The organism is Martelella alba (assembly GCF_005217455.1).
Classification (GTDB): Bacteria; Pseudomonadota; Gammaproteobacteria; order Enterobacterales; family Enterobacteriaceae; genus Acerihabitans.
Genome location: NZ_SZPQ01000041.1, coordinates 16,622 through 40,203, shown reverse-complemented (window position 1 = coordinate 40,203; position 23,582 = coordinate 16,622). Strand labels below are relative to the sequence as shown.

The following is a 23,582-nucleotide window of genomic DNA, read 5'->3' as shown; positions in this document are numbered from 1 at the left end:
AATTCCGGATAAACACTCTGGGAAATTGTCTGGCCAACCATCGCTATCCATCCGGTCGGTGGTGTATCTGTCGGCCATGGTATAGGCACTCCAATTGGTAATGATGTATTTAATTGTCCTAAGTTTACCGCCTGATTTGTTTTGGTTGCTGCCAGGACAGGCAAAGCGCCACCAGAATTACCACAAAGAACCCAAGCTGTTAACGTCGAATTCCATTCAACCTCAATCAATCCGTTAGCGACAATTTCCCCACCCTGCAATGCCTGATTGGCGTGTGAATAAATAGGGTAAGCGGTCAATCCATTCGGTGAAAATGTCGACGCACCGGTGTTTGCCGTTTTTGCCTTAAATACGACTTTCACCCCATCAGTTAATGCAGTAATTGCTGGAGAGTATGCAACAGCATAGGCATTAGCGGTGCCGGTATCGGCAGCATAAAGCAGTGCGCCAGATTGTATCCCAGAAACCAGTCCATTACTGGGCAAGAAAGGTGCATTTGATGCCAGAGCAATATTGGCGGCTGTAATGGTCGTCTGTCCGTACGCCACGGTGATAACATAGGCTCCGACATAACCTGTATCAGGAGAAGGCGTCACCTGAGTCCCAGTGATTGCTGTAACACCAGTTTTCAGTGCTACCGTACAGACACCGGAACGAACCGTGTTTTGCGCTGCGCCCGAATTATTCGGCCCTGACCAAGCTTGCGTTGGGTTGGCTGAATTATAATAAGGCAGCGTCACAGCATCACTATCCGTGTCCTGATAGGCGATCTGGACAAGGTAATTGACACTCATCCCGGAGGTAATCGGCGACGTCATCGTTAGCGATACGGCATCCAGCAGTATGCCCTGTTTCAGGATAGCGTGCGTGGTGTCAGCGTCAATGGACGAATACGCGGTATTATCGATGTTCTGTAAGCTGTAAATTTCGCCCGGAGCAACATTAACCGACAGGGATGCTGGGCTCGTTGGAGTACACGCCAACCCATTCAGATAGGTTGTGCTGCCCATAATTGCGGCTGCCAGTTTGGCGAGCCCAATCATCGAAAATTTATTCGTTGATAGAATATCGGTTTCGAGAGGGATAGCTCCCGGGTACACAATAATGCGATCTGCCATGTTTTTTCCCATTAAAAACCCGGCGCGGGGCCGGGTATGGTTAATTTATTTTCTGCTTGTACGGTGCTGGATTAATAAACTATTGATTCGCCTACTGTGTAATCCACGCCAATTCGAGTAGGCGTAGGCTCAGGGTTGGAGAGAATTCGTGTCCATGCAATAGTTCCTTCCATTTTTACGCTTGAAATTGCGTCATAAATATCGGTATCAGTAACACCGCCTTGAACCATATCCAGTGATGCATACTCACCCTGGTTGGCAACGCTGTACCCGCTCGTTGATATGCCGTAACCGGCAATGCTCGGGATCCCCGTTCCTACTGGTCTATAAGCGGTAACAAAGGCCTGATAGGGCATGAGCAGGGAGCCATACCCACCGCCGAGACGATAACCTGCACCAGCGCCATAGCCGCCTGTATCCGCTGGCCGTTCTGGCTCAAAGATAAGGGGATAACGGCCGGTGAGATCATAAAGAACGCTGGAAACAGATTTCCGGGTCCCGCGCTCGCGAAACATATTGACGACAATTTTGTTGAGGTAACTCGCGTCCCCCTGGTTAGCGGCTCTGGGCAGCCCATCTTGCCCAAAAAAGTCAGCCGCTATTAGGTCCAGAAAGCCGTCTGTAGCCGTTTTGATGCGGGTCTGCCTAACGGCATAGGCATACAGCGTGTACGCCCAGGAGAGCGAGTTTGCGCAGCCATACAGCACCGCATCGAGTATGGGATTGTCATCCCCGAACCATCCGGCGGGCAACAACGCCCGCAGACGGGCATACATGTCTGATTGGTCACCTGTCATGATTTAGCTCACCGAGATTGTACCCACGCTGATAACCTCTTTGGCCGATGCCGCGAGATCTGATGTTCCACCATTCAGCGTTACGCTGCTGACATTGGTCACATAGGTGCTAGCCCCATAGGCAATCGTTGCCAGTTGTGTGTAGGGAAGTAATTCACCAAGGGTCAGTCCTGAGATGTAGTTTTGAATTGCAGCCTGGACCAGGGCGACGATATCCGAATGCGTCGCTGCGGAACTGGTTGTGATGACCATTGATACATTGGCGGTAATGAGCGTTGGCCCAAACACGCCAAAATTGATTGTGAACCCCCTCACGACATCAATCGCATTAGCCGCGGATGCAAGAAAATCGCTGTTTGGCGCGCCGGATCCATCGTTTACCACGGCATAGAAATATCCCGGTTTTGCATTGCCGCTGTAATCATAGTTTTCTGTCAGCGTACAGGTTACGCCGCTCTGCATGCTGGTCAGCGCGTAGATGATGGCCGCTTTGGTCGATTTTGAAAGAGACGCGACCCAAAGCACAAATCGGGCTCTGGCCGCATCATCTGATTCAGCTTCAGCTCCATTCGTCAGCGCATCGGCATTGTTCACAGTGTCCACGTAGGAAATGGAACCGCTGATAACCGAGATAGTGCCGGCGGTAGCGTTGGCCGCCGTGCCGGCCGTATTGGCTTGGATTGGTACGGTGATACTTTGCACGCCGGCGGCAATGACATATCCGAGCTGCGTCGCGTCATAGGCCGGATTTGACGTGTCGGTTATGACGGTATAGGTTTGCGATCCGTCAGTCGTGGTAACTGTCGTTCCGACTGGGACAAGGGCTTGATATGTGGCAGTGAAACGCGAGAATGTAACGGCCCCTGTAGCCTGAACGGCGGACAGCCGGGTAAATCCATAATCAGCCAGCCAGGAATCGAGATCTGTTCCTGAACACGTGGCCGCTCGCGTAGTAACAAGCAAAGTAACGATAAGCTGCTGCATCCACTGAACGACACTTGCGTTACTTTCCGCCACGGAGCGGATAAGGCTCCCTATCGTTAAATCGACCAAGCCTTTGTAGGCTGCCTGGATAGCGGTTACCTGATCGCTGACCAGCGTTGTGAAACTTTTAATATTAAGCGCCATCATCACTCCGTGACATCAAAAGAGAGAGTTGCAGGCTGATTGGTGAATGCGTCGGTGTAGGAAATGTTCACGCTGACGCCACCGGTGATAATGGTGAGGGTGATAACTGGCGCCGGCGAGGTGGCAACGCAGGACTCAAGTAACATTTGCCCCTTAATCAGCGCAGTCCATTCGCCTACATTGGGATTTTGACCGACTTTTTGCCCCAAGCCCGCCCCATAATCGGGGTGAAACAGGTAATCCCCGGGGTTTGTCAGTAAACGCCTCAGAATTCTTTGCTTGCCCTTCTCGGTGTCGGATACGGGGCGCAGGTCACCGGATGGCGATGTGCTGAGATCGCTACCGATATAGTGATAAAGGTCATCCATTGGGTTGTCCGAGATTAGAGGGTATTGTTCGGGGTATCGGTCGTGCTGTCGCCAGATTCCACACCAGGGTGGCCATGGGCGTTATATTCGTCACGGATATGCTGTACGGTTCCTCTCTCTCCGTTCTGGTCGGAGATATCCCCCGATGCCGTGACGTTTCCGTTGATCTGCATATCGGCGTTTACGGTCAGTCCGCCAGCGAATGACATTTCGCCAGTGGTATCGCCATTCATGACCAGCGATGAGCCCGCACCATCGACGATCGTGACCTTTTTATCGTTGGTGAGCTTGATGTATGCGCCATCTTTGTGAACGAGCCAGAATTCACCGGACGGCGGCCCAGGGCAGCGATCGACGTCATTGTAATACTGGCCCGTCGCCATGCCCGCGCCCATCAGTCCAGAGTCAAAATCAACCCCGACGATAGCGCCAATCATTGGCCCCGCGGCTAATCCCCATCCATTGCCTACCCAATCGGTTGAAAGCGGGATCCAGCCAGTTTCCTCCCCGGTGGGTTGAATCTGAACTTTTACAGCGTAGACGTCAGGGTCGTAAGCGGTAATAATGCCCTGGCGTGGCCCCGCCACTCCCGCTTGTGCCTGAGCGGCATTGCGAGTCATCGCGTTGAGTAGTGCTCTCAATCTGGCAACTCCTGATCGATGTTCAATGCCGGCGAGTGATTTTTTGCTGATATCGTCATGGTGTATCCGCTATCCCAGTTCAGTGTGCGCCGGACAGAATCGCAGTAATAAAGCTGGTCAAATGGGCTTTGCGTCCCTTCTACGCGGATCATCGTGGTTGGCGTCAGTAAATTGTCGCCGGCGGTTGAGCAAGACATTTTCATCTCATGCTGGACGATAGTGCTGTACAGCGATTGAGCCATTGCATATGCGGCTTCAGGCGTCAATCCATTGCGAATAACACGATAAACTTGCGTCCTGGCCGTGCTTTGCCCTGGCGTAATGGCCTTGGCATATTTCGGATAGCTGGCGACGAATTGCTTGTATTTGCGCTTGGCGTTCCAGCTCAACACCTGAACGGTGACCCCCTTCGAAATGGTCAGCGCCCTGGAAAAGGACAAATCGTCCGAAGTGTTGCATTGCGGATAGGCCAGCATTCCCGGCGGCTGGTAGCGGATCACATAATTGTTTGCGGTTTTCGGGTCTGTCACCGGCTCGAAATGGAGATTGTAGCCATCGACATAAACCTGATATCCCTCGATACCGGCCAGGGTTGTGATCAGGTCCCAATCTGTCTGTTCACCGGTGAGATGCGCCGAGTCAATCTGGTAAAATTCCCCATATCTGCCGGTTGTCGCGGTCACCACCGGCGTTAAGCCGTTTCGGGTGGCTAATTGGGTCGCAATTTGGCTCGATGTGAAGTTTTTAAACGACTCGCCGACCGATTTGGCATCAATCAGCAGTGCAGTGAAGTCGCGCCCATCGCAGGTGATTTCAAACCGCGCCGGGTCGTACTGCCAGTTATCGATATTGCCGACAATGAGGCTTTTCTCGTCCGTTCCCGACTGGGTGGTGATCGATACTTTCAACTCCACTTTTATCGTGGTCTGGACTGCCCACCAGTTTAATAAGCCCATCGTTGACGGAAGCGATGATGTCGCCAGGGTGAGGTTAAATGTCCCTGCCCCCTTGAATGCGTTGCTTTCAACATCGAACGAGACAAACGGAACCTCGGTGCCATTCAAAAGACAACGCCCGCTGATTTGGCGGGCGTTCGGGGTAATGATCGGGTTATTGACATCCATTTAGGTGCTCGATGTGGTGGCCGCCGGGTTAGCCGGAATAGTCAGTGTGTTGATGCCGGTCAGTTGCGGGTCCGTCAGGTCATTGGCGGCCGCGATACTGGTCCATAGCGACGGGTCGCCATACTGATCGCTCGCCACCTGATATAAACTGCCGCCGGATTGCGTGATGGTTTGCACCCCGTCAGCCGTCTGTCCGGAGTTCACGTTTTTATACAGCCGCCCCAGAACACTGCCGAGGGCATAGAGCCCGGTAAGCTGAATTTGTGAATCCCGCTGCGTTAATAGGTTGGTGATGGTTTTCGATATCGGGTTCCCCGGCACCAGACCGCCCAATGTCGTGATTTGCAATGCACTGCTTTCCAGCGACGAAATCGAGGACGTCACCAGATTTTGTGCGGCCACAATCGGCGCGACAATGGTCTGAATGGTTGAAACCGTGGCGTGGGCAAAATCGCTGACCGTACTGACGACGCTCTGCACCTTCTTTACCGCAGCCGTTACCGAGTCGATATCAATCACGTCAGCCAACCCCAGCGCTTGGCCCACATCGCTATTCACCAGTCCGGTTAACGCACCTGTCAGAGCATCAACCTTGACGGGCGCATCGTTGCGCTTCAGTACCGCCATTTCGATGCTGTAGGGGCGCCGGAATTCGTATTCGTATACCGGGGTGAATGAAGTGATGATGCCGTCAAACGAGAAATCATCGCAGGTCAGCGTAACGACTTTACCGGCGTCCCGGATAAGCTCTAGCGACTGCACCCGGCTCGACGCATTGGGGCCGTTAATGATGCCCGACCATGTCAAAGCGTCATATTCGACACCCAACACATCGAAAACGCGTTTGCCGCCGATCATCTGGTGAATGACGACTTTCTGCTTGCCCGGTAACGCGATACGTTCGGGGATCTCAAACCCGGCCAGCGTGATCCCGCCGATGGTAACCTGAGTCCCGAACGATACGATGCCGGATGCATTGGCAAGCAGCGAGGTCAAAGTGTTCATTGGTTACCTCGAATATTGATAACTACTCATGCCAGAAAGAAGAGGAGATAAATAATTGTCAAATCCAGAAACACCAGATTGCGGCTTGTTTGCCTCTTTCGCTTGATGATTTGTAACCGCCTCACCAACCTTTTTGCCATCAAGATTGATAGTGCTATTGACTTGAATGGTTTGCCCTGCTTTCCCAGGGACGGGCGCAGCCGGGTATCTGCTTGGATTTATTAGATGGCGATATTCATCGGCCGCCGTTGGATTATGAATATTAAAACCGGACGCTCCCTTTGTTCCGGAGGATGTCATGGTATTGAAATTCTGATTCATTTCGCCATTTTTATACCAATCCCATACTTTATAAAACGAGAAGGCGGCAATGGCAGTCAGAATTCCTGTTATAACTGCGGGCAGCCCGCCAAGAGTCGTAGCCAGAAGAGGTAATGAATTCGCTCCAGTCAAGCTTAAAACTACCCGCCCAACCAATCCTAATGGTTTAATTACGGCCCCAGCGGCATGGTTTAGAACCCATAACCCACCGCTTGCGCCGGCCAAACCAGTAACAATCATGGCTCCATCAGTAAAATAACGCGTCATTTCCGGATGTGCATCCATAGCACTTGTGATTTTTACAATACCGTTCGATAACATATCTATGCCATGTGTGAATCGTTCAAGAACGCCACCTTTTTGTGCAAGTGCCAACTCCAAATTTTCATACGATTTACCGAGCGCAGCCCTAGCCAAGATTACATGGTTGTTTGGGTCATAAATTGTTTTATCTGTCCCGTTTGAAACATCATAGGCGGCCAATGATTTATCGATAGTCTCCATCTGGGCCATTATTCTGTTAAAGATCTTAGCCCCGTTCGTGCCGAATATGATGGCGTTTTCCCTTTCCCTATCGATGTCTTTTGTTATTCCATGCGCCCTATAAATCTTCATCATTTCGGCCGCATATCCTACAACGTTAGTTGCTTCCAACTCATGCAGGCGATCAGTTTGCTTCATCCCTGTTTTGTCCGTCATTCCAAGACGGTTCATTTCCCGTAGCAAAAGTTTAGGAGGCAATGACATCATCCCGTTCACACGGGTATAGGCGGTACGCAGACCAACCGCTGTGGTACTGCCGCCCATTTCGGCAATGATCGGCTCTAATCCCCCCATTATTGCTCTGATACCCTGATGGTTCGTTGCTGAGCTGCCATAAGCAACAAACTGTTTTAGCTGGTTTTCATCGACAAGACGCCCGCTTGCCTGAGAAGCTTTAAAAACAGCATCAACAATTGCTTGCGCCTTTTTGGTATCGCTAAGGCCACCCATAATTTCAACAATTTTGTTGAGATTACGCATATTATAGTTAGCGGCAGCCTTTGATGAATCACTCAGGGCACCAGACGCTACTTCATATTTCGCTAAAATCGGCATCATGATTTCAGCTGCGTCCATCGCATTACCACCTTTCATGCCAGATTCACGGAATGATCCCTGCGCATCAGTGAAGATACGCATTAGGTCCAGGCGTGATGTGTTGGCAATAGGATGGGCGTCAACATATCGTTTTGCTTCGTTGAGTTGTGCCGAATCAAGCCCCATCTGACGCAAACGAGCAAGTTCACGCTCGTAGTCGGTCCCTTTTTCGGCGATTGAATTAAGCCACTCGAATCCAGCATAAGCGGTCATTAGATTCGTCATGCCAGCATCATGAGAGCTCATTCCGTGGCCGCCGTGCCCACCGCCAGCATTACCACCTGCGCCACCAGGGGGTGGATTACCACCGGTTCCACCGGGGCCCCATCCGCCAGGAGGCACGCCGTTATTCCAGCCGTTGATACCGGCGAAATTGGCCGCACCATTGCCGCCGCGATTGCCGCCGCCGCCATTCCCGAGCAGCAAGGGTGACGGGATATTTCCACCACCATTGTACGAAACCATCGGATAAGATGATGAACGCCCCACTGCCCCGCCAGCATAGCCAAGCAGCAAAGGTGCGGCGACCATACCTCTACCGGCTTCTTGATGCGCTCTCGCCACTGCTCCGGCACTTCTTGCGGCGCTGTTCATCGCGTCAGCGTATGCCCTGGCGTCGCGAGTAGCGCCAGAAAACTGGCCATTACCCGCCCTTGTCATTTTACTGAGAGCCTCGGCGGCTTTATTTGCTGCGGTAGTAATGCCTTTAATGTCTTTCGTGATCTGCTCAAAACGTTCATGCAGTTTAAGCGCGTCTTTGCTGACAGCCGCTAAGGCGCGGCTTATCTGGTCGTTCATCGCAATACGAACGGCTACGTTATAGGCTTGAACGTCCATTGAAAGCTCCGAAATTTTGACATTAGAAAACACAATAAATTAATTGGGTTTATGAAGTTAATTTAAATGTTTATTTATTGCATTTTAGTCCGAATGTTTTCATGAAATTCTCATCTGAAATCATAAAGTATGCAAATGGGGTTCTATCAGCAATAAATTTATTACCAACCCTATTAAAATAGATGCTCTCACCGACAATCTCATTATTATCAGCTCTTCTTAAATTTACGAAGTATTGTATTGTAAATTGATTTGAGTCAGCCTCACCCCTATCAGCGATGCTAGCAGTTTTATTCAATACGCCACATTTAGTTATGAAATCGAAAAGTGTTTCACCATTTATTATATTTATTAGCTTAGAGAAATAAAGCGCCCTATAAAAACCATTTTTATAGATGTTTAAACTTTCTCGATCTTGCTTCATGCTTTCATCAGGTTCAAACTTTATCTTTTTTAAATCTGGATATTTTTTAAATATTGATTTATCAAATTTCAATCCAAATTGGTCACTTGTCCCTACGGCCCCTTCTTCTGCACTAACTGGAGCCGTAACGTATACATCTTTAGGAATTGAAGATAAATTGTCAGGTATGTAATCATCTAAAATGTCACTATCCGCAACTGCCGATAGACTATATGTAATAAAAACAAATAATAACGCTATTCTTTTCATCGCCACCCCTCACCGTTACATTTCGCAACAGCATATCACTGGTGAGACGCAAAGGAACGCAATGGAGCACAAAAAACCTGCCGGAGCAGGTTTGTGGTGTTACCAGTAATAGATGTGCGGCTTGCTGTTTCCGAGCGGGAAGCTCGTTTCATCCCAATCACGGCGCCCCTGAAGGATAGCGAGGCATAACGCTTTGTTCTTGCGCCGGCGCGGCTTGCTCATGAACAAGCTGATCCACCACCCTGGGCTGCTGCTGTAGTTGACTGGTCTACGAGAGTAAGGGATAAACTCACTGGTCATCACGCCGTTCTCACCCCGGTACAGCGGCCGCATCTTTCCGTCTGCCATGCGGTCTTTGACTCTGTTCTTAATGGACATTTTAGGCTCCTATAAGTTACCTAAAAAATGTCCTCCGCGAAGTAATTCATAATTATTCCTTATATTTCAACTCTGCCCTGCGCTCTTGCATATTAGGTCCGAAATGATGGCGTTGATGGCCGCATAGCCAACACGAACACATGCATGGCGTGGTGTAGCATCTACCCACAGAATAGCGCGTAACCCCTACCGATAGATGATATCCAGCATTAGAATATCGACTACGTTTATTCTTCAATCGGCGCATATGGTGACGTCGATATGCGCGGTTTCTTGTTTGCATTTTCAACCCCCGAAAAGATTATCAGGGCAGACATATCTTCATATGTCCGCCGAAACGTCTTTTCGGAGTAAATAAACTGTCTTATCATATTGTTAATCATTTTTGGTACAAAATAGCACAATTTTGGGACTAAGGTTTTCTGTCGATTTCCTTGTGTGTCCCGACTCGTCGCAGGACAGCAATATCGCCATCAAGATATTTTAAGTTAATGGTTTGGATGGTTTTTAATCTGATCAGGTGCAGGCATGAAGTTTTCAGACAAGGACTTTGATTCGGCCTTATCTTTTTCTTCTTCTTCTTTGAATTTACTATAAGTGTCAGTATCAAAGAAGGAAATGCCCTCGATCTCACCTTTAGGCACAAGTGTTCTGAAATCACTGAGATCAAGCGATGCGATTCCCTGTTGTATCCCAGTATTTATGTAATGTTTTTGATAATTCGTCGTGACATGGATCGTCAGATCATCCTTGTCACGATATCCACTGAGTAATGGTAGTAATTCGAGAAATTCCGAGGCACCTTGTTCAAAGGCTGGGCAGTGGATAAAACCGACATAAAATTTGCGAGACTTTAAGGTAATAATCACCGGGAATTGCCTGACAGAGGCTTCCATTAGCAAGTTTTCCAGGGCGTTATCGCCTACAGCTTTCACCAGGGCATCTATCCTCCGGGTGCCACCTTTTATCCGCCATTTTCTTAGTGCTCCTGATGCACACGCAAGCAATAATGACAAAACGCCCCAAAATGCGAACTTTAAGTCCTTATACCGTGCCGCGTCATCAGTTGAGATAGGGAATATACGTTGAAAAACATCTGTCCTTAGGCTGAGTAAATGCAGAAAATCATTAATAGCCCAGCGAAAAAAGCCTAGAACACTCAAGAGTGAGCAAATACCCCATGACAAGGTGACAAAGAACGTGCCCCAAGCTGCAACAAAAAAATAAGCGTCCCAACCCGTGGAACGCTTGAATATGTATCTTGCTGATAATGATAGGGTTACATAGATGTATCCACTAATCAGAATCACTACTAATAGTACGGTATTCATCTAGGCGATTAACTTCGTTCCTTGATATCCACGAGTTTTGAAACCTGCCTCTTGATTGCATCCTGCACATCCGCATTGTCCATATTGATGGAAATAAAGCCATCTTTGCTGATATTGTAACGGCCTTTGTTTTCTTTAAGTACCCGCGCCAGCCGCTCTGTTGGGCTTCCTGCTTGGATACCTATCTTCAATGCAAATGACATTGGCATAAGCGCCTCCTATGCTGCGGGTGCGAGATCATACATCCCGCACGGGGTGGCTACAACATCGTCAAACGAATAGCAGTCAATACTTATAGCGATGTCGAAGAAGTTAAAACAACTGCATTTTGATCGTTTGGACCGAGCGTCTAACTTTAGTTCTCATGTCGGACTCCTGGTCAGCACTTTAAGCGAATTCTTTAGGGCAAAAAGTCACCGGTGATGATGTGTCATCAGTGTCCTTATCGCTAATAGCCGCCGCTATCTATACGCAGTGTATTACCTTTACTCATATTTGAGCAAGGTGCTACATGCCACAATACCAACACGTTCGGCGATGTTATGAAAGCCGCCTTTGCAAGATCGCCGAAGTTAGGCATTAAATTACCCTTTAGGTTGCGCTAAGTTTGCTATTTTCACTAAAGCTGCACTTTATGCAGTTTTTGACCTAAATCACAAAAATGGCATTTTATGCAACGTCCCCGGGCCACCCTTGCCTATCTGCCCATGCACACATCCACCGCAGGATACCCTGGGTGTCCATGTCCGAATGCGAGCTACTCAGCTCTAAAGCTTCTCATGACGCAGTAGCCTACCTCGTCAAGCAAGGTATCTATCTTGCGGATGTACGCCGGGCCGATGAAAGGCCGCGGCGGTATCTTGTCGGTGCCCACCTCTTGCCAGTAACCAATCTGGCTTTTAGTCCCGACGATGGCTGATAACCCCATAACCTCATGCTGGATACTGTCACGAAGTTCACCACTGCGTAAAAGCGGCTCATTTGCGTTATAGCCTTGGTTTACACGATCGTCCATGGTGCTTTCAGCAAGTGGATCCCAAGCATTGAATGGGCCTATTGCCGGCTGATAGACACCGAGTTCTTCTTTGGCCGCTGCCTCAACATCTTCGGCGTACTTTTTTACGCCAAGTTCGAGTTGATGGTTTATGGTCATTGACGCGGTGGCGAATTCTCTTGCCAATTGTTCTAAGTCCATCAGTCGCCACCTTCAAATTCCATCTTGTTCCAGTTGAATTTACTCCCCTCGATTTCGCTCAAAACAACAGACATCGCGAATTGTTCATGAGGGAGAAGATTATCGACGCTAGGGAAAAGCTTTTCGAACGGAACCCCATTTTTCATCAACCAGCATTGACTGCGAAACCTGGGGTTCTGGGCTAGTTTTTTGCGGCGGCATCCTCTGCGTTATTGTCAGTAGATTCTTTCGGGTAAATCAGGTCGAGAACAGCCGACATCCCTTCCCTGCCTAATATTTTGAGAACCGCATCAATTTGCGCCTGGGTCTGCGGGATAGGATAGGGATCGCCGTCGATTGATTCCACTTTGGCCGCCGGGAAAACATAGGCGTTGAGATATGCCATATTTACAGATGCCTGCGGGCCAACGATCAACAATACCCTGGATTCCTCCAACGGTCCGAGATCGCGTACCTTAATCACCCGCCCACGGCTATCTATGACTTCATTTTTCTTTACTTCCGGAGCGGCGCCGGTAACCTGACTGTCATCAATCTCGTTGATTTTGACTTTCATTTTTATTCCTTAATTATGCGACTTTGATACGGCGGGGAGCGGTCCATGTCAGCGTCTGACTGACTTCTTTATCACCGGTTTTGGTGCCGGGGTCAGACAGATGAAATTGCACGCTTTGATAGCGCCATACGGTAGTGCTGCCGTCAGGCTCGTTTATCGTTTCGGTGATAGTTCCCGTCGATTGAGCGTTACCGGCGTAATAATCGGCTTCCCACTGCGCCCAGAAGTTATCGAGTACTGGCCCCTGGCGAGCGGCCACAATGGTACCGTTCCAGTTATCGGGGATAAGCAGTTCATCCGTCTGCCCCGTCAACAGGGTGATGTTGAGGCGCTTAATGTTGGGTTTCGCGTCGAAGCTGGTAATTTTTGGTATGCGAATAACGCCATAAGAGGTGTTGAGGTCAATGGCGAAGTCACGGCCCAGAGTGTAACCAGATTGAGACATGATAATTTTTCCTAATTAAAGCCCTGTAACGCCAGGGCTATGCATGTTGTCAGGTGTGATTACGACAGGGTCGCGCTGTTCGAAACGGTGATGGTGACAGAGCCACCGCCTTCGAGGTTGACCAAGAAGAAACGGACTTCGTTAAGGTATTTCACTTGGACATCAGCCTGCATGTAACCCAGGGCCACGCGGGAATCTGGGTTGTTGCTGGCGCTCAGGTTGACACTAAAGGCAGCCCCACCATTCGGATCGCCGATCATGCCTTGCGTTTCCAGATTATCGAGGAACGATTCAAGCGTGCTCTTTGTCTCCCGCCGAAAATCTACCGTCTGGTTTTGACCGACAACATACCCGAAGCTGGCCGCGATGGTCAGTGATAGGTAGTTCGTCATGCGCGTATAGGTATCCCGGTTTTGCGTCTGGGTAGAACAGGTATTCAGCCCAGACCGGCAGCCGAAATAATTCCCCCCAGGGCATGGATTGGTAATGACGTCGAGCCGTGCGGTATTGATGCTGCCGATTTCCGACAGGCTATAGGGCTGATTAGCTAATTGCCGCTGCGTGCCAATGATGGTGCTGATTTGTTTATTCAGCGTCGAGATATGCGGCGAGCGGGACGCAATATTCGGCGCCTCAAACGTCGCCGGCGCCATCATGCGGTTAACGCCGTTCGTGGCATCGTACCAGTAGACCCAATCGCCTACCATGACCTTCAGGTGCCAATCATCAACGCCGGCAGTGTTGAGCGCCGTTGCCACGCTCGAGTAAGTAGAACCTGCTGAGGCCTGACTGATGGCATACGAACCTTCGGAGGCGGCAAACGTTGCGATTGTCGGCCATAAACTTGACGTTGTCAGGTCAACCAGATTGATCACTTGGGAATTGGTGCCGCGCAGCGCATACATGCCTGTGCGCGTGGTGCTGGTACCATCAGTACCAATCAACGTGTTATCGGTCAGGGTGGTAGCCCCATCGGTACCGCCGGCCAGCGTATAGGTAGTGGACACATTCGGCGCTGCCGTGCTGGTCCCTACCGTAGCAATTGCCAGTTGCGATGCGCCGCGAACACTGGTCTGCCCGTTATTTACAGCGCTAACCAGATTGGCCCAGAACGTCGCGCCGGTACCGGCGATATTGTCGAAGATCTCCGCGTACTGACCCGGCATATAGATGGTCAACTTGAAGGTGTTCTGTTTGGTGCCGGCGGTAATCGACGCCTGGATGGTGTTACCCAGGGTGCCGGAGTAGATAGCCGTCAGAGTGGCACCGGTAACGGGGGTGCTGGCGGTATCCTTCAATGCCGCGCTGGCGGCCACATCCGTACCATCAGTGACGCGGACCGCTTTGATGTTCTGCGCACCCAACTGGAGAGCGACGGTAACCGCAGACGACAAATCATATTTGCGAACCTGTGGCGAACCGAGATATTGCGCCTGGTCACTCTGCGAGCCAATATTCACCGGCGAGTTAACCGGTCCCCACGATGCGATACCAACGATGCCGTAACCATCGGTCGCGATGCCGTTAATATAAGTGGTTTTCGGCGCAATAATCTGCACATACAGATCCGGCGCGGTGAGCGCAGTCGTGTTTAAACTTCCTGTTTGATAAACAGGCATAGAGCTGCTCCTAAAATGAAAAACCCGCAATCAAGCGGGCTCTGTTATCAGAGGTAAATTGAGGTTTATGCAGCGCGTTTGATCACGTAGCAGGCGGTCTCACCGGAAAGAATCCCTTCAATGGTCGCGGGGTCGGTAATTTCGGCACCGCGTGAATAATCGCCGAAGGGATGGCGCACAACCAGAATGTAACCCAGGCTTTCCGCCTTAGCGGCAGAGGTTGATGCGGTTACACCGGCTGCCGTATCAGTGCTGGCAGTGATATCAGACATGGGTTACTCCTGAATATTTTTGATTTCAACTGGGGTTTCGATGTTGAGGACCGGCGCAATAACCTGCGGCGCGGAGATGATTTGTGTCGTGGCGTACTGGACGCTATAGACGATATCACGCCGGTAAAGCTGGTATTTTTCGAGCTGGTCGGTCTGGAATGTCCTAGCATACAATTTGATACCGTGGGAACCATCAGCAAAAACGATATCGCTGCTTTCAGCCAGGGCGGAATCAATCGCCAAGGCGACTGTGTCTCGTAGCGCCGGCGTCGGTGACCAAACAGTAACAATGAACTCCTTTTCTTGCCGTTTTAACTCTCGTGCCGCCGTTCCTACGCCCCCCACTCTTGCGGTGATGCTATGCGATGGCGGAAGCGTCAAAACAGCGCCATAGCTCGATGAGGAAGGAATTAAAGCAGAAAATGCGGTGGCTATCATCGTCAGTGTGTCATCCGCTTGTACCGGGTGGTGATAACCCTGACCATCAATGAGTAAATAGATATTTTGCGGAACGGAAACGGTACCGCCAAACGTAACCATATTGCCGGAAACATCGGCCGTAATCGTCGGCGCCCCAGGATTGACCGTGTAATAACCGCGGCCGAGATAATTCGGTATTTTCCGCTCTGTCGGCGATGCGAAAACAGAAACATGCGCGCCTCCCGCCGTGATATCGTTTTCGAGGACATTCGGCACCGGCCAGCCAGGGTAAACCTTGATATTGGCATTCGCGATGCTCGGCTGTGATGTCCCGTTGGGGTAAAGTGTGGCCGCTATCGAGCCAACGAGGACCATTTGCACTTCCGATAAATCAGGCATATCACACCATCGCTTGCATAGCGGTTAATCGCCAGCCCATTTCAGTCAATTCCGCGCTGGAAATGACATAACGCCGCCCTAAATCGTCGTTAATGATATCCGAAGTTCGCAACGTTACACCGGACCATGCCGGTAATATCACAGCCCACCATGGGGTGCGGACATCTCCAGGTAGATTGACATCGTTTTTCTCGCCTTTCGTTCCTTGCAACATGCTAGCGGGCCAGGCGGTCATTAACGCAACTTCATTGTCCGCATTATCACCGCCATAGCCAATCTCACCCACGCCAGAATCCATACCAGGACGCAGGATAGTAATCGTCCGGTTGCAGTCGACCATGAATATCGGCAAAAGCTGCTGAATCGCTGCGACAAACAACGTTCCCTCGATACCAACAATATAATCACCGACCTGAATCTGTGATCCGTCCATGATGGCGTACCACGTTGCTTTGCCGTAGATATTCGGTCTTGCATAGGTCGGATCATCTGCATTCAAACTGACTTGCAGGCTCGCCATTTGGGTAGCGGTTGAGATCGGATTAGTTGCCGATGTTGGTCGATAATGCTGATATGTTGTGCCGATGACGCGAGCTGCTTTAGCATAACCAGCATAGACCTTTTGTTGTATTTTTGTTCCGTCCATTTATACCACCATGGAAACGCAACACTTATTCGAACCAAAATTAGGCCCAGGCGGAACACCTAAAAAATTACATAGCCGCAAACGCCATGAATCAAATAGCTTATCCCGGTCACGCTGTTCGTCTTTATTGTGCGTCCACACTGCCGCCTTATCCGTGTCGAGATTATCACTCGTCGTTGGAATGGCATTTTCCAATGTGTTTAAGTTCGTGAGATAGGTATTAACGATCACCGCGCCTTCGCTGTCGCTCATGTGTTGTAATCTGTACTCCAACGCGAGGTATTGCCGCATAATCCAAGGATACGGGAAAACAACAGCCCCATCTCCATATGCTGGATAGCCACAATAACGCCGGATATCGACAACCTGAGCATCGGTAAACGCATACGGAGTGAATGCCATTATTTTTTCTCCAATTTCGCACCTTGCCTGATCAACTGGCCGATTAATTCATCGCCCTCATTGAATTCTGTACCTGCCTCAAAGAATCGATGATTTCGCCCGTGGGTGATAAGGCCGAAATTTTTAGCAAGCACCCATTTGTTTGGAAAATCTTTATCCTCGGATATTATTTCCCCATTCTCAGGCGCAATTTCTTCTTTTTTTCTCGGCATAAATCCATCCAGGAGGGCTTGCGCCCTCCACTTGATTACAAAGATTCCAGTATAATCGCACGCTTAAACGCAGAGTTAGTCGCGGTCGGGATGGTATTCGGATTCGCGGTAGTGTCAGAGGGAGCAACAAAACCACCGATGTACGACCAGGACTGAGTAACGACCTGTTTCAATGCATCCAGAGGCTCGCGAGTTACATGCGCGATGCCATCAACAACGATAATTGAGCCATCGTTATCATCAGCTTCCGATGCGGCAGCGTATGCCTCATCAGTGAATACGCCTTCAACAAGCGCCCCTTGCCCGCACAATACAGCGCGACGAACAACGCCAACACTCGCCAGCGTCTGAACCGGGTTCATGTTGGTTTCCTGAATGCGGACGCCCAACAGTTCTGCGACGATACCGCGTTTGTACTCTTCCGACTGGATTTGACCACGGAAGAAATACTGGAATGCCGGGTCCTGATAGAGACCCGTGGCTTGCAGCGGGTCGCAATACAAAACATACATACCAGTCGCATCAACAGGGGGAACGCCGTTGGCAGCCATGGTGGCTTTGGCGTTCAGGATCATCTGCATGGTCAACTTGCCGTTGTTGATATCGTTGGCTGAGCTGATTGCGGCGGTGGTTGCGGCCATCACATTGCTGGCAGACAGGCTGGGACGAATGATAAACGGCGCTACTGCGGAAACAACAGCGTTGCCGGCGGTACCGTCTGCCACATCCACATTACCAGAGAACGTCAACGTACCCGACACACCACCCGGCGTAGTAGAAACGTTGGTTGCGTCTGCGGCATACCCAGTCAGAGAATATGCAACAGCGCCAACGGTTACCGTTACCGGATTGCCGGATGAAACAGTTACGACCTCACCGGCGCTATTCAGCGTAGTTTGAAAACCACGAATATCATCGACGGCAATCGACGTGCCGGCAGAACCCAGAGTGGTCGTTACGCGAGAATTACCCCCCATATAAACATTGTACAAAGCCCTTTGCGCCAACGCATCGATTGAACGGAATGCCTGTTCACCCAACGCATAAGCATTTCGCAAGAACAAATCCGCGATAGCTACGCGCTGCGTAGCAACATTCAATTGCATGTTGGCGGCATACTGAGCGATAGTCAGGATGTATTGCTCTACCGAATAATTTTGCGGCGTCAGCCCGCTAGTGATATCGCTATTAGCAGCCGGAGCCATAGCGGTCGTGATCGCCGGCAACAAACCGGTACGCGTTTTGGTAATGGTTTCCCCGATATTTGCAGTGAAATCCTCGCGATCTGCAATAGCGCGGAAACCGAGTATAGCTCTGAGAGGCAGTCCAAACTGATGCTCAAGAAAGCCGGTCTGGATAACACTCTGGAGAGCTGATGGAAGATTATTAACAGCCATTATATTTGTCCTTACGATTGAGAATTTTTGTCATTTCCCTTCGTCGTCTGGACTCACAGGGTATTGGCGCCAAGGCGCCCTCAGAGTTTGATTTTGATGCCGAGGCGTTTCGCTTCCGCCGCACGTTCTTCGTCAGTGGCGGTTTTCGCATTAAATTTTTTCGGTTCGCCTTTGGGCGGTACGGGATCGGTTACAGTGGTCGTTTTTTTCGGCTCAGCGAATAAGTAGGGTTTCGATTCTTTGAGTTTGTTCATCAATTCTTCAGCCCCTTTGACATCGCCGTTTTCATCAAGTACAACGGTTGATAAATCAGCCAACTTCAAACCATCGAGATCAACCATTCCGGCTTTTATAGCCACAGCCTTAAGCTCAGCTCGGATAATTCGGTCATTTGCCGTTTTCTGCGCTTGGGTAATGCTATCTTGAGCATCCTGTTTCGCTTTCTGCGCGGACTGTTCTGCCTGATCAGCATGTTCACGCGCTTCTTTTGCGCTATGCCGATATTTTGCATTTTCCGCTCGAAGCTCTTGAACATATTCCAATGAAAAATGCGTCTTTTCTTCCGGTGGTTGTGACTTAGCGGGTGCCGGCTGAGGCGTAGGAGTCGGGGACGGATTCGGCGTCGGTTCAGGATTTTGCGGACTAATAATATCAACCATCAGGGTCATCTCCAGATAATAATAACCCGCGTCAAGCAGGTATATTTAGACGGGAACCAGTCCCGATTATTCATTGATATTTGCCTTAACTTGCGCCGGAGTATTCCGTGCTAGCAATTCAGCAAAGGCCATTTTCGATTCTGCCTCTGCGTTTTCGATATCAAATTGAGCCGCCAGGGCTTTGATAGCGGTAAGACGCGTGAGCAAGCCGGAATCGACAAGGCGAACGAGAGTGCTCGCGGTGTTCATGATGTCCTGCGCGGTAGCGGTGTACCATGGAGGCCAGATAAGTACAGGTGTTAAGCTATCAGCAAACTCACCGACCTCTGAACCATCCTTGAATTTGAGCTTAATTTTTCGTGACGCTTGGAAAATCATGCCAATAAGTTCAATGATGGCACCCTCGCCATAACTTATAGAAAGCCGGTCGGCTAACCAAATGAGCGCTTGGTTCATAATTTCCATAGCGCGGCCAGACTGAGCGGCGGCTATTTTCTCATTGCTGGCTTTATTGCCATGCATGTTTTCCAATGCGATTTCTCGCAGATGTTTGACATAAGAAATAACCGCCTCTGATGCGCCACCATTAATCTCAAGCAGTTTTGCATCGCCACCAGGAGGGACAACGAGAGCATTGTTGGCTCCCTTAACGATAGGCTGTCCCCCTTGTGCCGCCTCATCCTGTTTAAGCACGAGCGTTGGGTCAGACATGAATTTGAGACCACGTCCCACCTGGGAAAGTTGATAGTCAATCTCTATCTGACAATCTATCGACTCATCGCACATGGTTGGCGTGCCGTCGATATCATTGCCACCCGGTAAATTTTTAATCCATACAACTGGCACAAAACCAAGGTTATGCGTTACCGTTTTGGCTTTGTCGATTTCAGTCGGCTCTCCATAGGAAACTTTAGCCGGTGAATACCATGCCTCTTGTTGTGAATTCCACTCGCGCCTGAACCAGAAATCAGCACCTTCCTCATCTGGTGCTACGCTATAACCAATTTTTTTCAAATCGCTACCAGCGACCTTGTATTGCTCCCTGACACTCTTTAACGTGTCCGGAGCATCAGGATCAAATATTGGCGTCAGATATTCCGTTTCCAAAACGCGAAGAAATACTCTCTCTTTAATGACAGTGAATAAAATAGCGACAGATCCAACCGACCCCTTTGTGGCCGCATCTATCATTACTTCATTCAGTCTGACTTCTTTAATCAAAAGAGTGAGATTTTCTTTAGACTTCTGGTCTCTCACATCAATAACGGGGAAGTGATCTTCACCAAAAAGTAATGAAACGCTGTCATCTACAACCGTGCGACACAGATTAGAGCGTACGGATGGGCGGCGCTGACGCAATGGAATGTATTCCCCTACATTATTCGCCTCTTTGCTAAAATCGTTTTTTATGTTGTCGTAAAGCTGGCCATTGAGTACCTTGCGTAACACCATCAGACGCCAGGAACGCTCCGGCATGTCTTTATCTTTCGCCCACGTTTCCTGAATCGTCCTGAACATTTATTTTTTGCCTTTGTGAACAAAACCGCGTGCATTGAGAGCAAAGGTTGCCATTTCCCGCATGTGTGGATCGAAAGATTTTTTTGCCTGCTCCAATTTTTTTACCGGAATTTTCTGCCCTTCCGGAATTCCGAGTGCGTGATGTAACATGCCCTCATGAGAGGGTTTGATATTAATTGCCATGATTAACGTCCCATAATTGGAATATTTGTCGTTTTGGTAACAACACGTTCTTTGATTGGGAATAGATATGCAATCGGATAAGTGCCGGCATCATTGCCGTGGTCAAATCCGCTTTTTTTATCAGGCTCGCCATGTTCGTTGTAGACTTGCCGCTCCTGGCATTGCGTGAATTTCGGGCATTTGTGCGTATTAATCAGCAAACGCCGTTCACCGTAGGTGTTGCACAGCATGGCGTTCATTGAATTAACCCGGTCCTTGACAGCGGGGTTTGATGGGTTAACGCGAACAGTGAAACCGGCTTTTTTCAGCAGGGACAAATCGGATTCGCTAGCGTTTTGAGATTTTCGATTATCTCCGGAAGCATCCGGATAGACCGTTATGGAGTGATCCGTAAAACGCGATTTTATTTTCTCTACCATCGCCGGCGTGTCAAAAATATCCATCAACTCATCGACTGCGCAGGGAAGCCCGTTTCGCATGACATATACCACCGCGGCCATTTTCCCAACGTTGAAATCCATCCCGATGTGCAAAACATCGCCGGGTTGGATTGTTTCGTCGGTATGATTGAGACGGCGGTCGAAACAGTAATAAACAACGCCCTGGTAGTTCTCGAAACTGGCCTCGTATTCCTGCCGGTACGTACGCGGGTCCATCTTCCGCTTGGCCGCTTCAATTTCTTCCGGCGGGACGTTACCGCCTTGAACTGAAGTGTAAAGCCAGCTTTTGTGATCTGGCTGGCGCCCTTCCTGCCCATCCAACCATGTGTCATAGCAATGGTTAAAACCCTTCGGCGTTCCGATGCGCAGCGCATGGCCGCCAACATGCTCAATGCCATCAACCGTATATTTGCAGGTTGAAAGCATGGGCCGGATGACTTCTTCCCATGCTTCATACGGGCAGTCAGCCCATTCATCTATCAAGACGAAGAACAGTCCCGAACCACGCAGGTCATCGTAATTATTCAGGCCCACGCAGCGGATGATATGCCCGCTCAGTAGGGTGATCGATAACTCAGTTTCGTTTGGTTTGCCGTCACGCCAGTGGCGAGGAATTGCCTGTTTCAGGCGGCGCCAGAATACCCGCTTTGCCTGTTTTTGCGTCGGGGCGCAATACCAGATTTCATCCTCAATGCTGACGTCCCAGCGATCAGCCAGACGTGCGGCTCGGCGCATCTCCGCTTTGCCCAGGAACGTTTTACCGAACCGCCGGCCACACACCGCATCACGAAACCGCGCCTTTGGCTGCCAACCCCAAACGTAGATGTTTGCCTGTTTTGGTGTAAGCGCTACGGGCCCTTCAAAGGATTGGATTCTCTGGGAGAGGTTCATCGGGTGTCAGCGCCTGTAATTTATAATCATCCTCGGGGCCGCTGTGTTGCCCGGATTGCTTCTTGGCTGCGCCGTTATCCAGTTCTCGGCGCTCCATCTCCAATTCCTGTAGGCGCCTTGCGTTCTTGGAGTCGAACAAGCCCAGGTGACGAGCCACGTTTTCGAGCATTTTCTCCCGGCTGATGCTGGTCATCTCGATGGTGCCCTTACCAATCTTCACGCCGGAGTAGGCCAATCGAGCGAGAGGCGAAAGGTTGCGCGTATCGTGGAGAAAAACACGCCCTATCCCCTCTCCACCACAATGCGGGCAATCTGGGTACGGCTCGCGTGTCGGGTTGTAATCCATTCCGCCAGAATTATCGGGAATCGGCTTATCACGTAACTCGGCTTTTTCGACCGCGGCGTTATATTCGTCCTCGGTCCATTGATACTTGTGATCAACACCCCAACAGCGGCGGCAGCAGCCCCGGCGATACTCGGCCAGTTCGTTGGCGTCGAAGGTGGCCAGTTGCCACATTTTTTCGAGGACATCGTCAGCTTCAATAAGCGTGCGCTGCGCAGATGCTTTTTGCTGCTGCGCGATTTCCTGCGCAACTGGAGTTTTCTGAAGGAGTTGATAACCGATTTGCTCGGCGCTCTTTACGCTGTAGCCGGCCCTGATAGCCGCTTGTGTCGCATTGCCGTCTTTCAGGTATTCCGCGACAAAATTGCGTTGCTGTTTTGTCAGCGCTTCATTGGCGACCAGCTTTTCTGCGCTCTTTTCAGCCTGCGCAGTGCGCAATTTTCTTTGTGCAGTTTTTTGCGCAGTCGGCTTTTTGATGTATCGACGAGCAGATGTGTAGTTCAGCCCCTGCTCTTCACACCATTCTTTGGGTGATATGCCAGATTTGGCGTGATCGGACAGGAACCGTTGCTGAAGCTCGCCCCAGTCCGGTTTAGCCATGTTGACTCCATAAAAAAACCGCCCGAAGGCGGCTCGTTTGAATATTGCAATTTATTCTTATTTAATTTCTAAAGCGGCCTGAATGGCATCAGCTAATATTGTTACCTGCTCACCTGCATCTCTCATGTCAATCTCAACTTTCGAACCAGTGCATGCATCCGAAGAGCCAGCAGAAGCTTTTGCTATTTCAAGTGCTGCCTGAACGGCTAATAATCTTTGATGCTTAGTCCTCGCTTCCTCTTCGGTACGCGAACTGCCGGCAAAATAATCCTCTAACATCGCAATCCCCCATCAGTAAAGGAGATTTCACGCTAGCACCAACGGAATGCAAAGACGAAGCCGCACGTCAAAATTTTATTCTTCTTTTTTGATAAGCGGCGCGAACTCGGTAAACATCCTGTCCAGCAGGTAGCAATAGGTTTCGTTTGCGCTGTTGGGGGTCAACTGTAAATTTCTTCTTTTCCATTCAGCATATTCAACTGTTCGTTGAAATATAATCCCGGTTTTTTTGACAACTCCTAACT

28 protein-coding genes are annotated in these 23,582 nt (G+C 49.9%); all 28 read right to left on the bottom strand.

Going from position 1 to position 23,582, the window contains the following annotated elements; translation table 11 throughout:
- A partial coding sequence (locus FCN80_RS21155) for a phage tail protein (protein WP_136992332.1) occupies nt 1-1,118 on the bottom strand: 1,118 nt, incomplete at its 3' end.
- Between the two features lie 71 nt (nt 1,119-1,189).
- Nucleotides 1,190-1,915: a hypothetical protein gene (locus FCN80_RS21150; protein ID WP_230492836.1), complete on the bottom strand. Its 726-nt coding sequence runs from the start codon at nt 1,913-1,915 to the stop codon at nt 1,190-1,192.
- A 3-nt stretch (nt 1,916-1,918) separates the two neighbouring features.
- Nucleotides 1,919-3,046 carry a baseplate J/gp47 family protein gene (locus tag FCN80_RS21145; RefSeq protein WP_136992330.1) on the bottom strand — a complete coding sequence of 376 codons (1,128 nt, stop codon included), beginning with the start codon at nt 3,044-3,046 and terminating at the stop codon, nt 1,919-1,921.
- Nucleotides 3,046-3,411 carry a reverse transcriptase family protein gene (locus FCN80_RS21140; RefSeq protein ID WP_136992329.1) on the bottom strand — a complete coding sequence of 122 codons (366 nt, stop codon included), beginning with the start codon at nt 3,409-3,411 and terminating at the stop codon, nt 3,046-3,048. Before FCN80_RS21140 ends, FCN80_RS21145 begins: the two co-directional genes overlap by 1 nt.
- A 14-nt stretch (nt 3,412-3,425) precedes the next feature.
- The gene (locus tag FCN80_RS21135; RefSeq protein WP_136992328.1) at nt 3,426-4,052 is read right to left on the bottom strand and encodes a baseplate assembly protein; all 627 of its coding nucleotides are present in this window, start codon (nt 4,050-4,052) and stop codon (nt 3,426-3,428) included.
- The gene (locus FCN80_RS21130; protein ID WP_136992327.1) at nt 4,049-5,176 is read right to left on the bottom strand and encodes a phage late control D family protein; all 1,128 of its coding nucleotides are present in this window, start codon (nt 5,174-5,176) and stop codon (nt 4,049-4,051) included. Before FCN80_RS21130 ends, FCN80_RS21135 begins: the two co-directional genes overlap by 4 nt.
- Complete coding sequence (locus FCN80_RS21125; protein WP_136992326.1) at nt 5,177-6,181, bottom strand: hypothetical protein; 1,005 nt, start codon at nt 6,179-6,181, stop codon at nt 5,177-5,179.
- A 3-nt stretch (nt 6,182-6,184) separates the two neighbouring features.
- Nucleotides 6,185-8,479, bottom strand: coding sequence for a hypothetical protein (locus tag FCN80_RS21120; protein WP_136992325.1), 2,295 nt, complete (start codon nt 8,477-8,479; stop codon nt 6,185-6,187).
- Nucleotides 8,480-8,549: 70 nt separating this feature from the next.
- Nucleotides 8,550-9,152 carry a hypothetical protein gene (locus FCN80_RS21115; RefSeq protein WP_136992324.1) on the bottom strand — a complete coding sequence of 201 codons (603 nt, stop codon included), beginning with the start codon at nt 9,150-9,152 and terminating at the stop codon, nt 8,550-8,552.
- Between the two features lie 99 nt (nt 9,153-9,251).
- Nucleotides 9,252-9,530, bottom strand: coding sequence for a hypothetical protein (locus tag FCN80_RS21110; protein WP_136992323.1), 279 nt, complete (start codon nt 9,528-9,530; stop codon nt 9,252-9,254).
- A gap of 488 nt (nt 9,531-10,018) precedes the next feature.
- Nucleotides 10,019-10,861, bottom strand: coding sequence for a hypothetical protein (locus tag FCN80_RS21100; RefSeq protein WP_136992321.1), 843 nt, complete (start codon nt 10,859-10,861; stop codon nt 10,019-10,021).
- An 8-nt stretch (nt 10,862-10,869) separates the two neighbouring features.
- A complete protein-coding gene (locus tag FCN80_RS21095; RefSeq protein WP_230492835.1) occupies nt 10,870-11,070 on the bottom strand; it encodes a hypothetical protein in 201 nt (66 codons plus the stop codon).
- A 548-nt stretch (nt 11,071-11,618) separates the two neighbouring features.
- Nucleotides 11,619-12,056 carry a phage virion morphogenesis protein gene (locus tag FCN80_RS21090; RefSeq protein ID WP_136992320.1) on the bottom strand — a complete coding sequence of 146 codons (438 nt, stop codon included), beginning with the start codon at nt 12,054-12,056 and terminating at the stop codon, nt 11,619-11,621.
- Nucleotides 12,057-12,237: 181 nt separating this feature from the next.
- A complete protein-coding gene (locus FCN80_RS21085; RefSeq protein WP_136992319.1) occupies nt 12,238-12,612 on the bottom strand; it encodes a hypothetical protein in 375 nt (124 codons plus the stop codon).
- Nucleotides 12,613-12,625: 13 nt separating this feature from the next.
- The gene (locus tag FCN80_RS21080) at nt 12,626-13,057 is read right to left on the bottom strand and encodes a hypothetical protein (protein ID WP_136992318.1); all 432 of its coding nucleotides are present in this window, start codon (nt 13,055-13,057) and stop codon (nt 12,626-12,628) included.
- A 59-nt stretch (nt 13,058-13,116) separates the two neighbouring features.
- Nucleotides 13,117-14,676: a phage tail protein gene (locus FCN80_RS21075; RefSeq protein ID WP_136992317.1), complete on the bottom strand. Its 1,560-nt coding sequence runs from the start codon at nt 14,674-14,676 to the stop codon at nt 13,117-13,119.
- A 65-nt stretch (nt 14,677-14,741) separates the two neighbouring features.
- Complete coding sequence (locus tag FCN80_RS21070; protein WP_136992316.1) at nt 14,742-14,948, bottom strand: hypothetical protein; 207 nt, start codon at nt 14,946-14,948, stop codon at nt 14,742-14,744.
- Nucleotides 14,949-14,951: 3 nt separating this feature from the next.
- Nucleotides 14,952-15,767 (bottom strand): hypothetical protein, encoded by an 816-nt coding sequence (locus FCN80_RS21065; RefSeq protein WP_136992315.1) that lies wholly within the window; start codon nt 15,765-15,767, stop codon nt 14,952-14,954.
- Nucleotide 15,768: 1 nt separating this feature from the next.
- Nucleotides 15,769-16,413: a hypothetical protein gene (locus tag FCN80_RS21060; RefSeq protein WP_136992314.1), complete on the bottom strand. Its 645-nt coding sequence runs from the start codon at nt 16,411-16,413 to the stop codon at nt 15,769-15,771.
- Nucleotides 16,414-16,815: a hypothetical protein gene (locus FCN80_RS21055; RefSeq protein WP_136992313.1), complete on the bottom strand. Its 402-nt coding sequence runs from the start codon at nt 16,813-16,815 to the stop codon at nt 16,414-16,416.
- A complete protein-coding gene (locus FCN80_RS21050) occupies nt 16,815-17,027 on the bottom strand; it encodes a hypothetical protein (protein WP_136992312.1) in 213 nt (70 codons plus the stop codon). The genes FCN80_RS21055 and FCN80_RS21050 overlap by 1 nt, the downstream gene beginning before the upstream one ends.
- A gap of 35 nt (nt 17,028-17,062) precedes the next feature.
- Nucleotides 17,063-18,424, bottom strand: coding sequence for a DUF4043 domain-containing protein (locus FCN80_RS21045; protein WP_136992311.1), 1,362 nt, complete (start codon nt 18,422-18,424; stop codon nt 17,063-17,065).
- Nucleotides 18,425-18,504: 80 nt separating this feature from the next.
- The gene (locus tag FCN80_RS21040; protein WP_170975479.1) at nt 18,505-19,083 is read right to left on the bottom strand and encodes a phage scaffolding protein; all 579 of its coding nucleotides are present in this window, start codon (nt 19,081-19,083) and stop codon (nt 18,505-18,507) included.
- Between the two features lie 66 nt (nt 19,084-19,149).
- Nucleotides 19,150-20,601: a phage portal protein gene (locus tag FCN80_RS21035; RefSeq protein ID WP_136992309.1), complete on the bottom strand. Its 1,452-nt coding sequence runs from the start codon at nt 20,599-20,601 to the stop codon at nt 19,150-19,152.
- Complete coding sequence (locus FCN80_RS21030; protein WP_136992308.1) at nt 20,602-20,784, bottom strand: hypothetical protein; 183 nt, start codon at nt 20,782-20,784, stop codon at nt 20,602-20,604.
- Between the two features lie 2 nt (nt 20,785-20,786).
- Complete coding sequence (locus tag FCN80_RS21025) at nt 20,787-22,115, bottom strand: phage terminase large subunit family protein (protein WP_136992307.1); 1,329 nt, start codon at nt 22,113-22,115, stop codon at nt 20,787-20,789.
- Complete coding sequence (locus tag FCN80_RS21020; RefSeq protein ID WP_136992306.1) at nt 22,084-23,058, bottom strand: terminase small subunit; 975 nt, start codon at nt 23,056-23,058, stop codon at nt 22,084-22,086. The genes FCN80_RS21025 and FCN80_RS21020 overlap by 32 nt, the downstream gene beginning before the upstream one ends.
- Nucleotides 23,059-23,115: 57 nt before the next feature.
- Complete coding sequence (locus FCN80_RS21015) at nt 23,116-23,337, bottom strand: hypothetical protein (RefSeq protein ID WP_136992305.1); 222 nt, start codon at nt 23,335-23,337, stop codon at nt 23,116-23,118.
- Nucleotides 23,338-23,582: the final 245 nt, after the last annotated feature.

Excerpts from the sequence above, each read along its gene's own strand:
- FCN80_RS21060 (WP_136992314.1), bottom strand. The coding sequence starts at position 16,413 with ATGGACGGAACAAAAATACAACAAAAGGTCTATGCTGGTTATGCTAAA.
- FCN80_RS21090 (WP_136992320.1), bottom strand. The coding sequence starts at position 12,056 with ATGGACTTAGAACAATTGGCAAGAGAATTCGCCACCGCGTCAATGACC.
- FCN80_RS21115 (WP_136992324.1), bottom strand. The coding sequence starts at position 9,152 with ATGAAAAGAATAGCGTTATTATTTGTTTTTATTACATATAGTCTATCG.
- FCN80_RS21120 (WP_136992325.1), bottom strand. The coding sequence starts at position 8,479 with ATGGACGTTCAAGCCTATAACGTAGCCGTTCGTATTGCGATGAACGAC.
- FCN80_RS21095 (WP_230492835.1), bottom strand. The coding sequence starts at position 11,070 with ATGCCAATGTCATTTGCATTGAAGATAGGTATCCAAGCAGGAAGCCCA.
- FCN80_RS21110 (WP_136992323.1), bottom strand. The coding sequence starts at position 9,530 with ATGTCCATTAAGAACAGAGTCAAAGACCGCATGGCAGACGGAAAGATG.
- FCN80_RS21040 (WP_170975479.1), bottom strand. The coding sequence starts at position 19,083 with ATGGTTGATATTATTAGTCCGCAAAATCCTGAACCGACGCCGAATCCG.
- FCN80_RS21130 (WP_136992327.1), bottom strand. The coding sequence starts at position 5,176 with ATGGATGTCAATAACCCGATCATTACCCCGAACGCCCGCCAAATCAGC.
- FCN80_RS21030 (WP_136992308.1), bottom strand. The coding sequence starts at position 20,784 with ATGGCAATTAATATCAAACCCTCTCATGAGGGCATGTTACATCACGCA.
- FCN80_RS21020 (WP_136992306.1), bottom strand. The coding sequence starts at position 23,058 with ATGGCTAAACCGGACTGGGGCGAGCTTCAGCAACGGTTCCTGTCCGAT.
- FCN80_RS21025 (WP_136992307.1), bottom strand. The coding sequence starts at position 22,115 with ATGAACCTCTCCCAGAGAATCCAATCCTTTGAAGGGCCCGTAGCGCTT.
- FCN80_RS21125 (WP_136992326.1), bottom strand. The coding sequence starts at position 6,181 with ATGAACACTTTGACCTCGCTGCTTGCCAATGCATCCGGCATCGTATCG.
- FCN80_RS21015 (WP_136992305.1), bottom strand. The coding sequence starts at position 23,337 with ATGTTAGAGGATTATTTTGCCGGCAGTTCGCGTACCGAAGAGGAAGCG.
- FCN80_RS21140 (WP_136992329.1), bottom strand. The coding sequence starts at position 3,411 with ATGGATGACCTTTATCACTATATCGGTAGCGATCTCAGCACATCGCCA.
- FCN80_RS21145 (WP_136992330.1), bottom strand. The coding sequence starts at position 3,046 with ATGATGGCGCTTAATATTAAAAGTTTCACAACGCTGGTCAGCGATCAG.
- FCN80_RS21065 (WP_136992315.1), bottom strand. The coding sequence starts at position 15,767 with ATGCCTGATTTATCGGAAGTGCAAATGGTCCTCGTTGGCTCGATAGCG.
- FCN80_RS21050 (WP_136992312.1), bottom strand. The coding sequence starts at position 17,027 with ATGCCGAGAAAAAAAGAAGAAATTGCGCCTGAGAATGGGGAAATAATA.
- FCN80_RS21055 (WP_136992313.1), bottom strand. The coding sequence starts at position 16,815 with ATGGCATTCACTCCGTATGCGTTTACCGATGCTCAGGTTGTCGATATC.
- FCN80_RS21085 (WP_136992319.1), bottom strand. The coding sequence starts at position 12,612 with ATGAAAGTCAAAATCAACGAGATTGATGACAGTCAGGTTACCGGCGCC.
- FCN80_RS21150 (WP_230492836.1), bottom strand. The coding sequence starts at position 1,915 with ATGACAGGTGACCAATCAGACATGTATGCCCGTCTGCGGGCGTTGTTG.
- FCN80_RS21100 (WP_136992321.1), bottom strand. The coding sequence starts at position 10,861 with ATGAATACCGTACTATTAGTAGTGATTCTGATTAGTGGATACATCTAT.
- FCN80_RS21075 (WP_136992317.1), bottom strand. The coding sequence starts at position 14,676 with ATGCCTGTTTATCAAACAGGAAGTTTAAACACGACTGCGCTCACCGCG.
- FCN80_RS21070 (WP_136992316.1), bottom strand. The coding sequence starts at position 14,948 with ATGTCTGATATCACTGCCAGCACTGATACGGCAGCCGGTGTAACCGCA.
- FCN80_RS21080 (WP_136992318.1), bottom strand. The coding sequence starts at position 13,057 with ATGTCTCAATCTGGTTACACTCTGGGCCGTGACTTCGCCATTGACCTC.
- FCN80_RS21045 (WP_136992311.1), bottom strand. The coding sequence starts at position 18,424 with ATGGCTGTTAATAATCTTCCATCAGCTCTCCAGAGTGTTATCCAGACC.
- FCN80_RS21035 (WP_136992309.1), bottom strand. The coding sequence starts at position 20,601 with ATGTTCAGGACGATTCAGGAAACGTGGGCGAAAGATAAAGACATGCCG.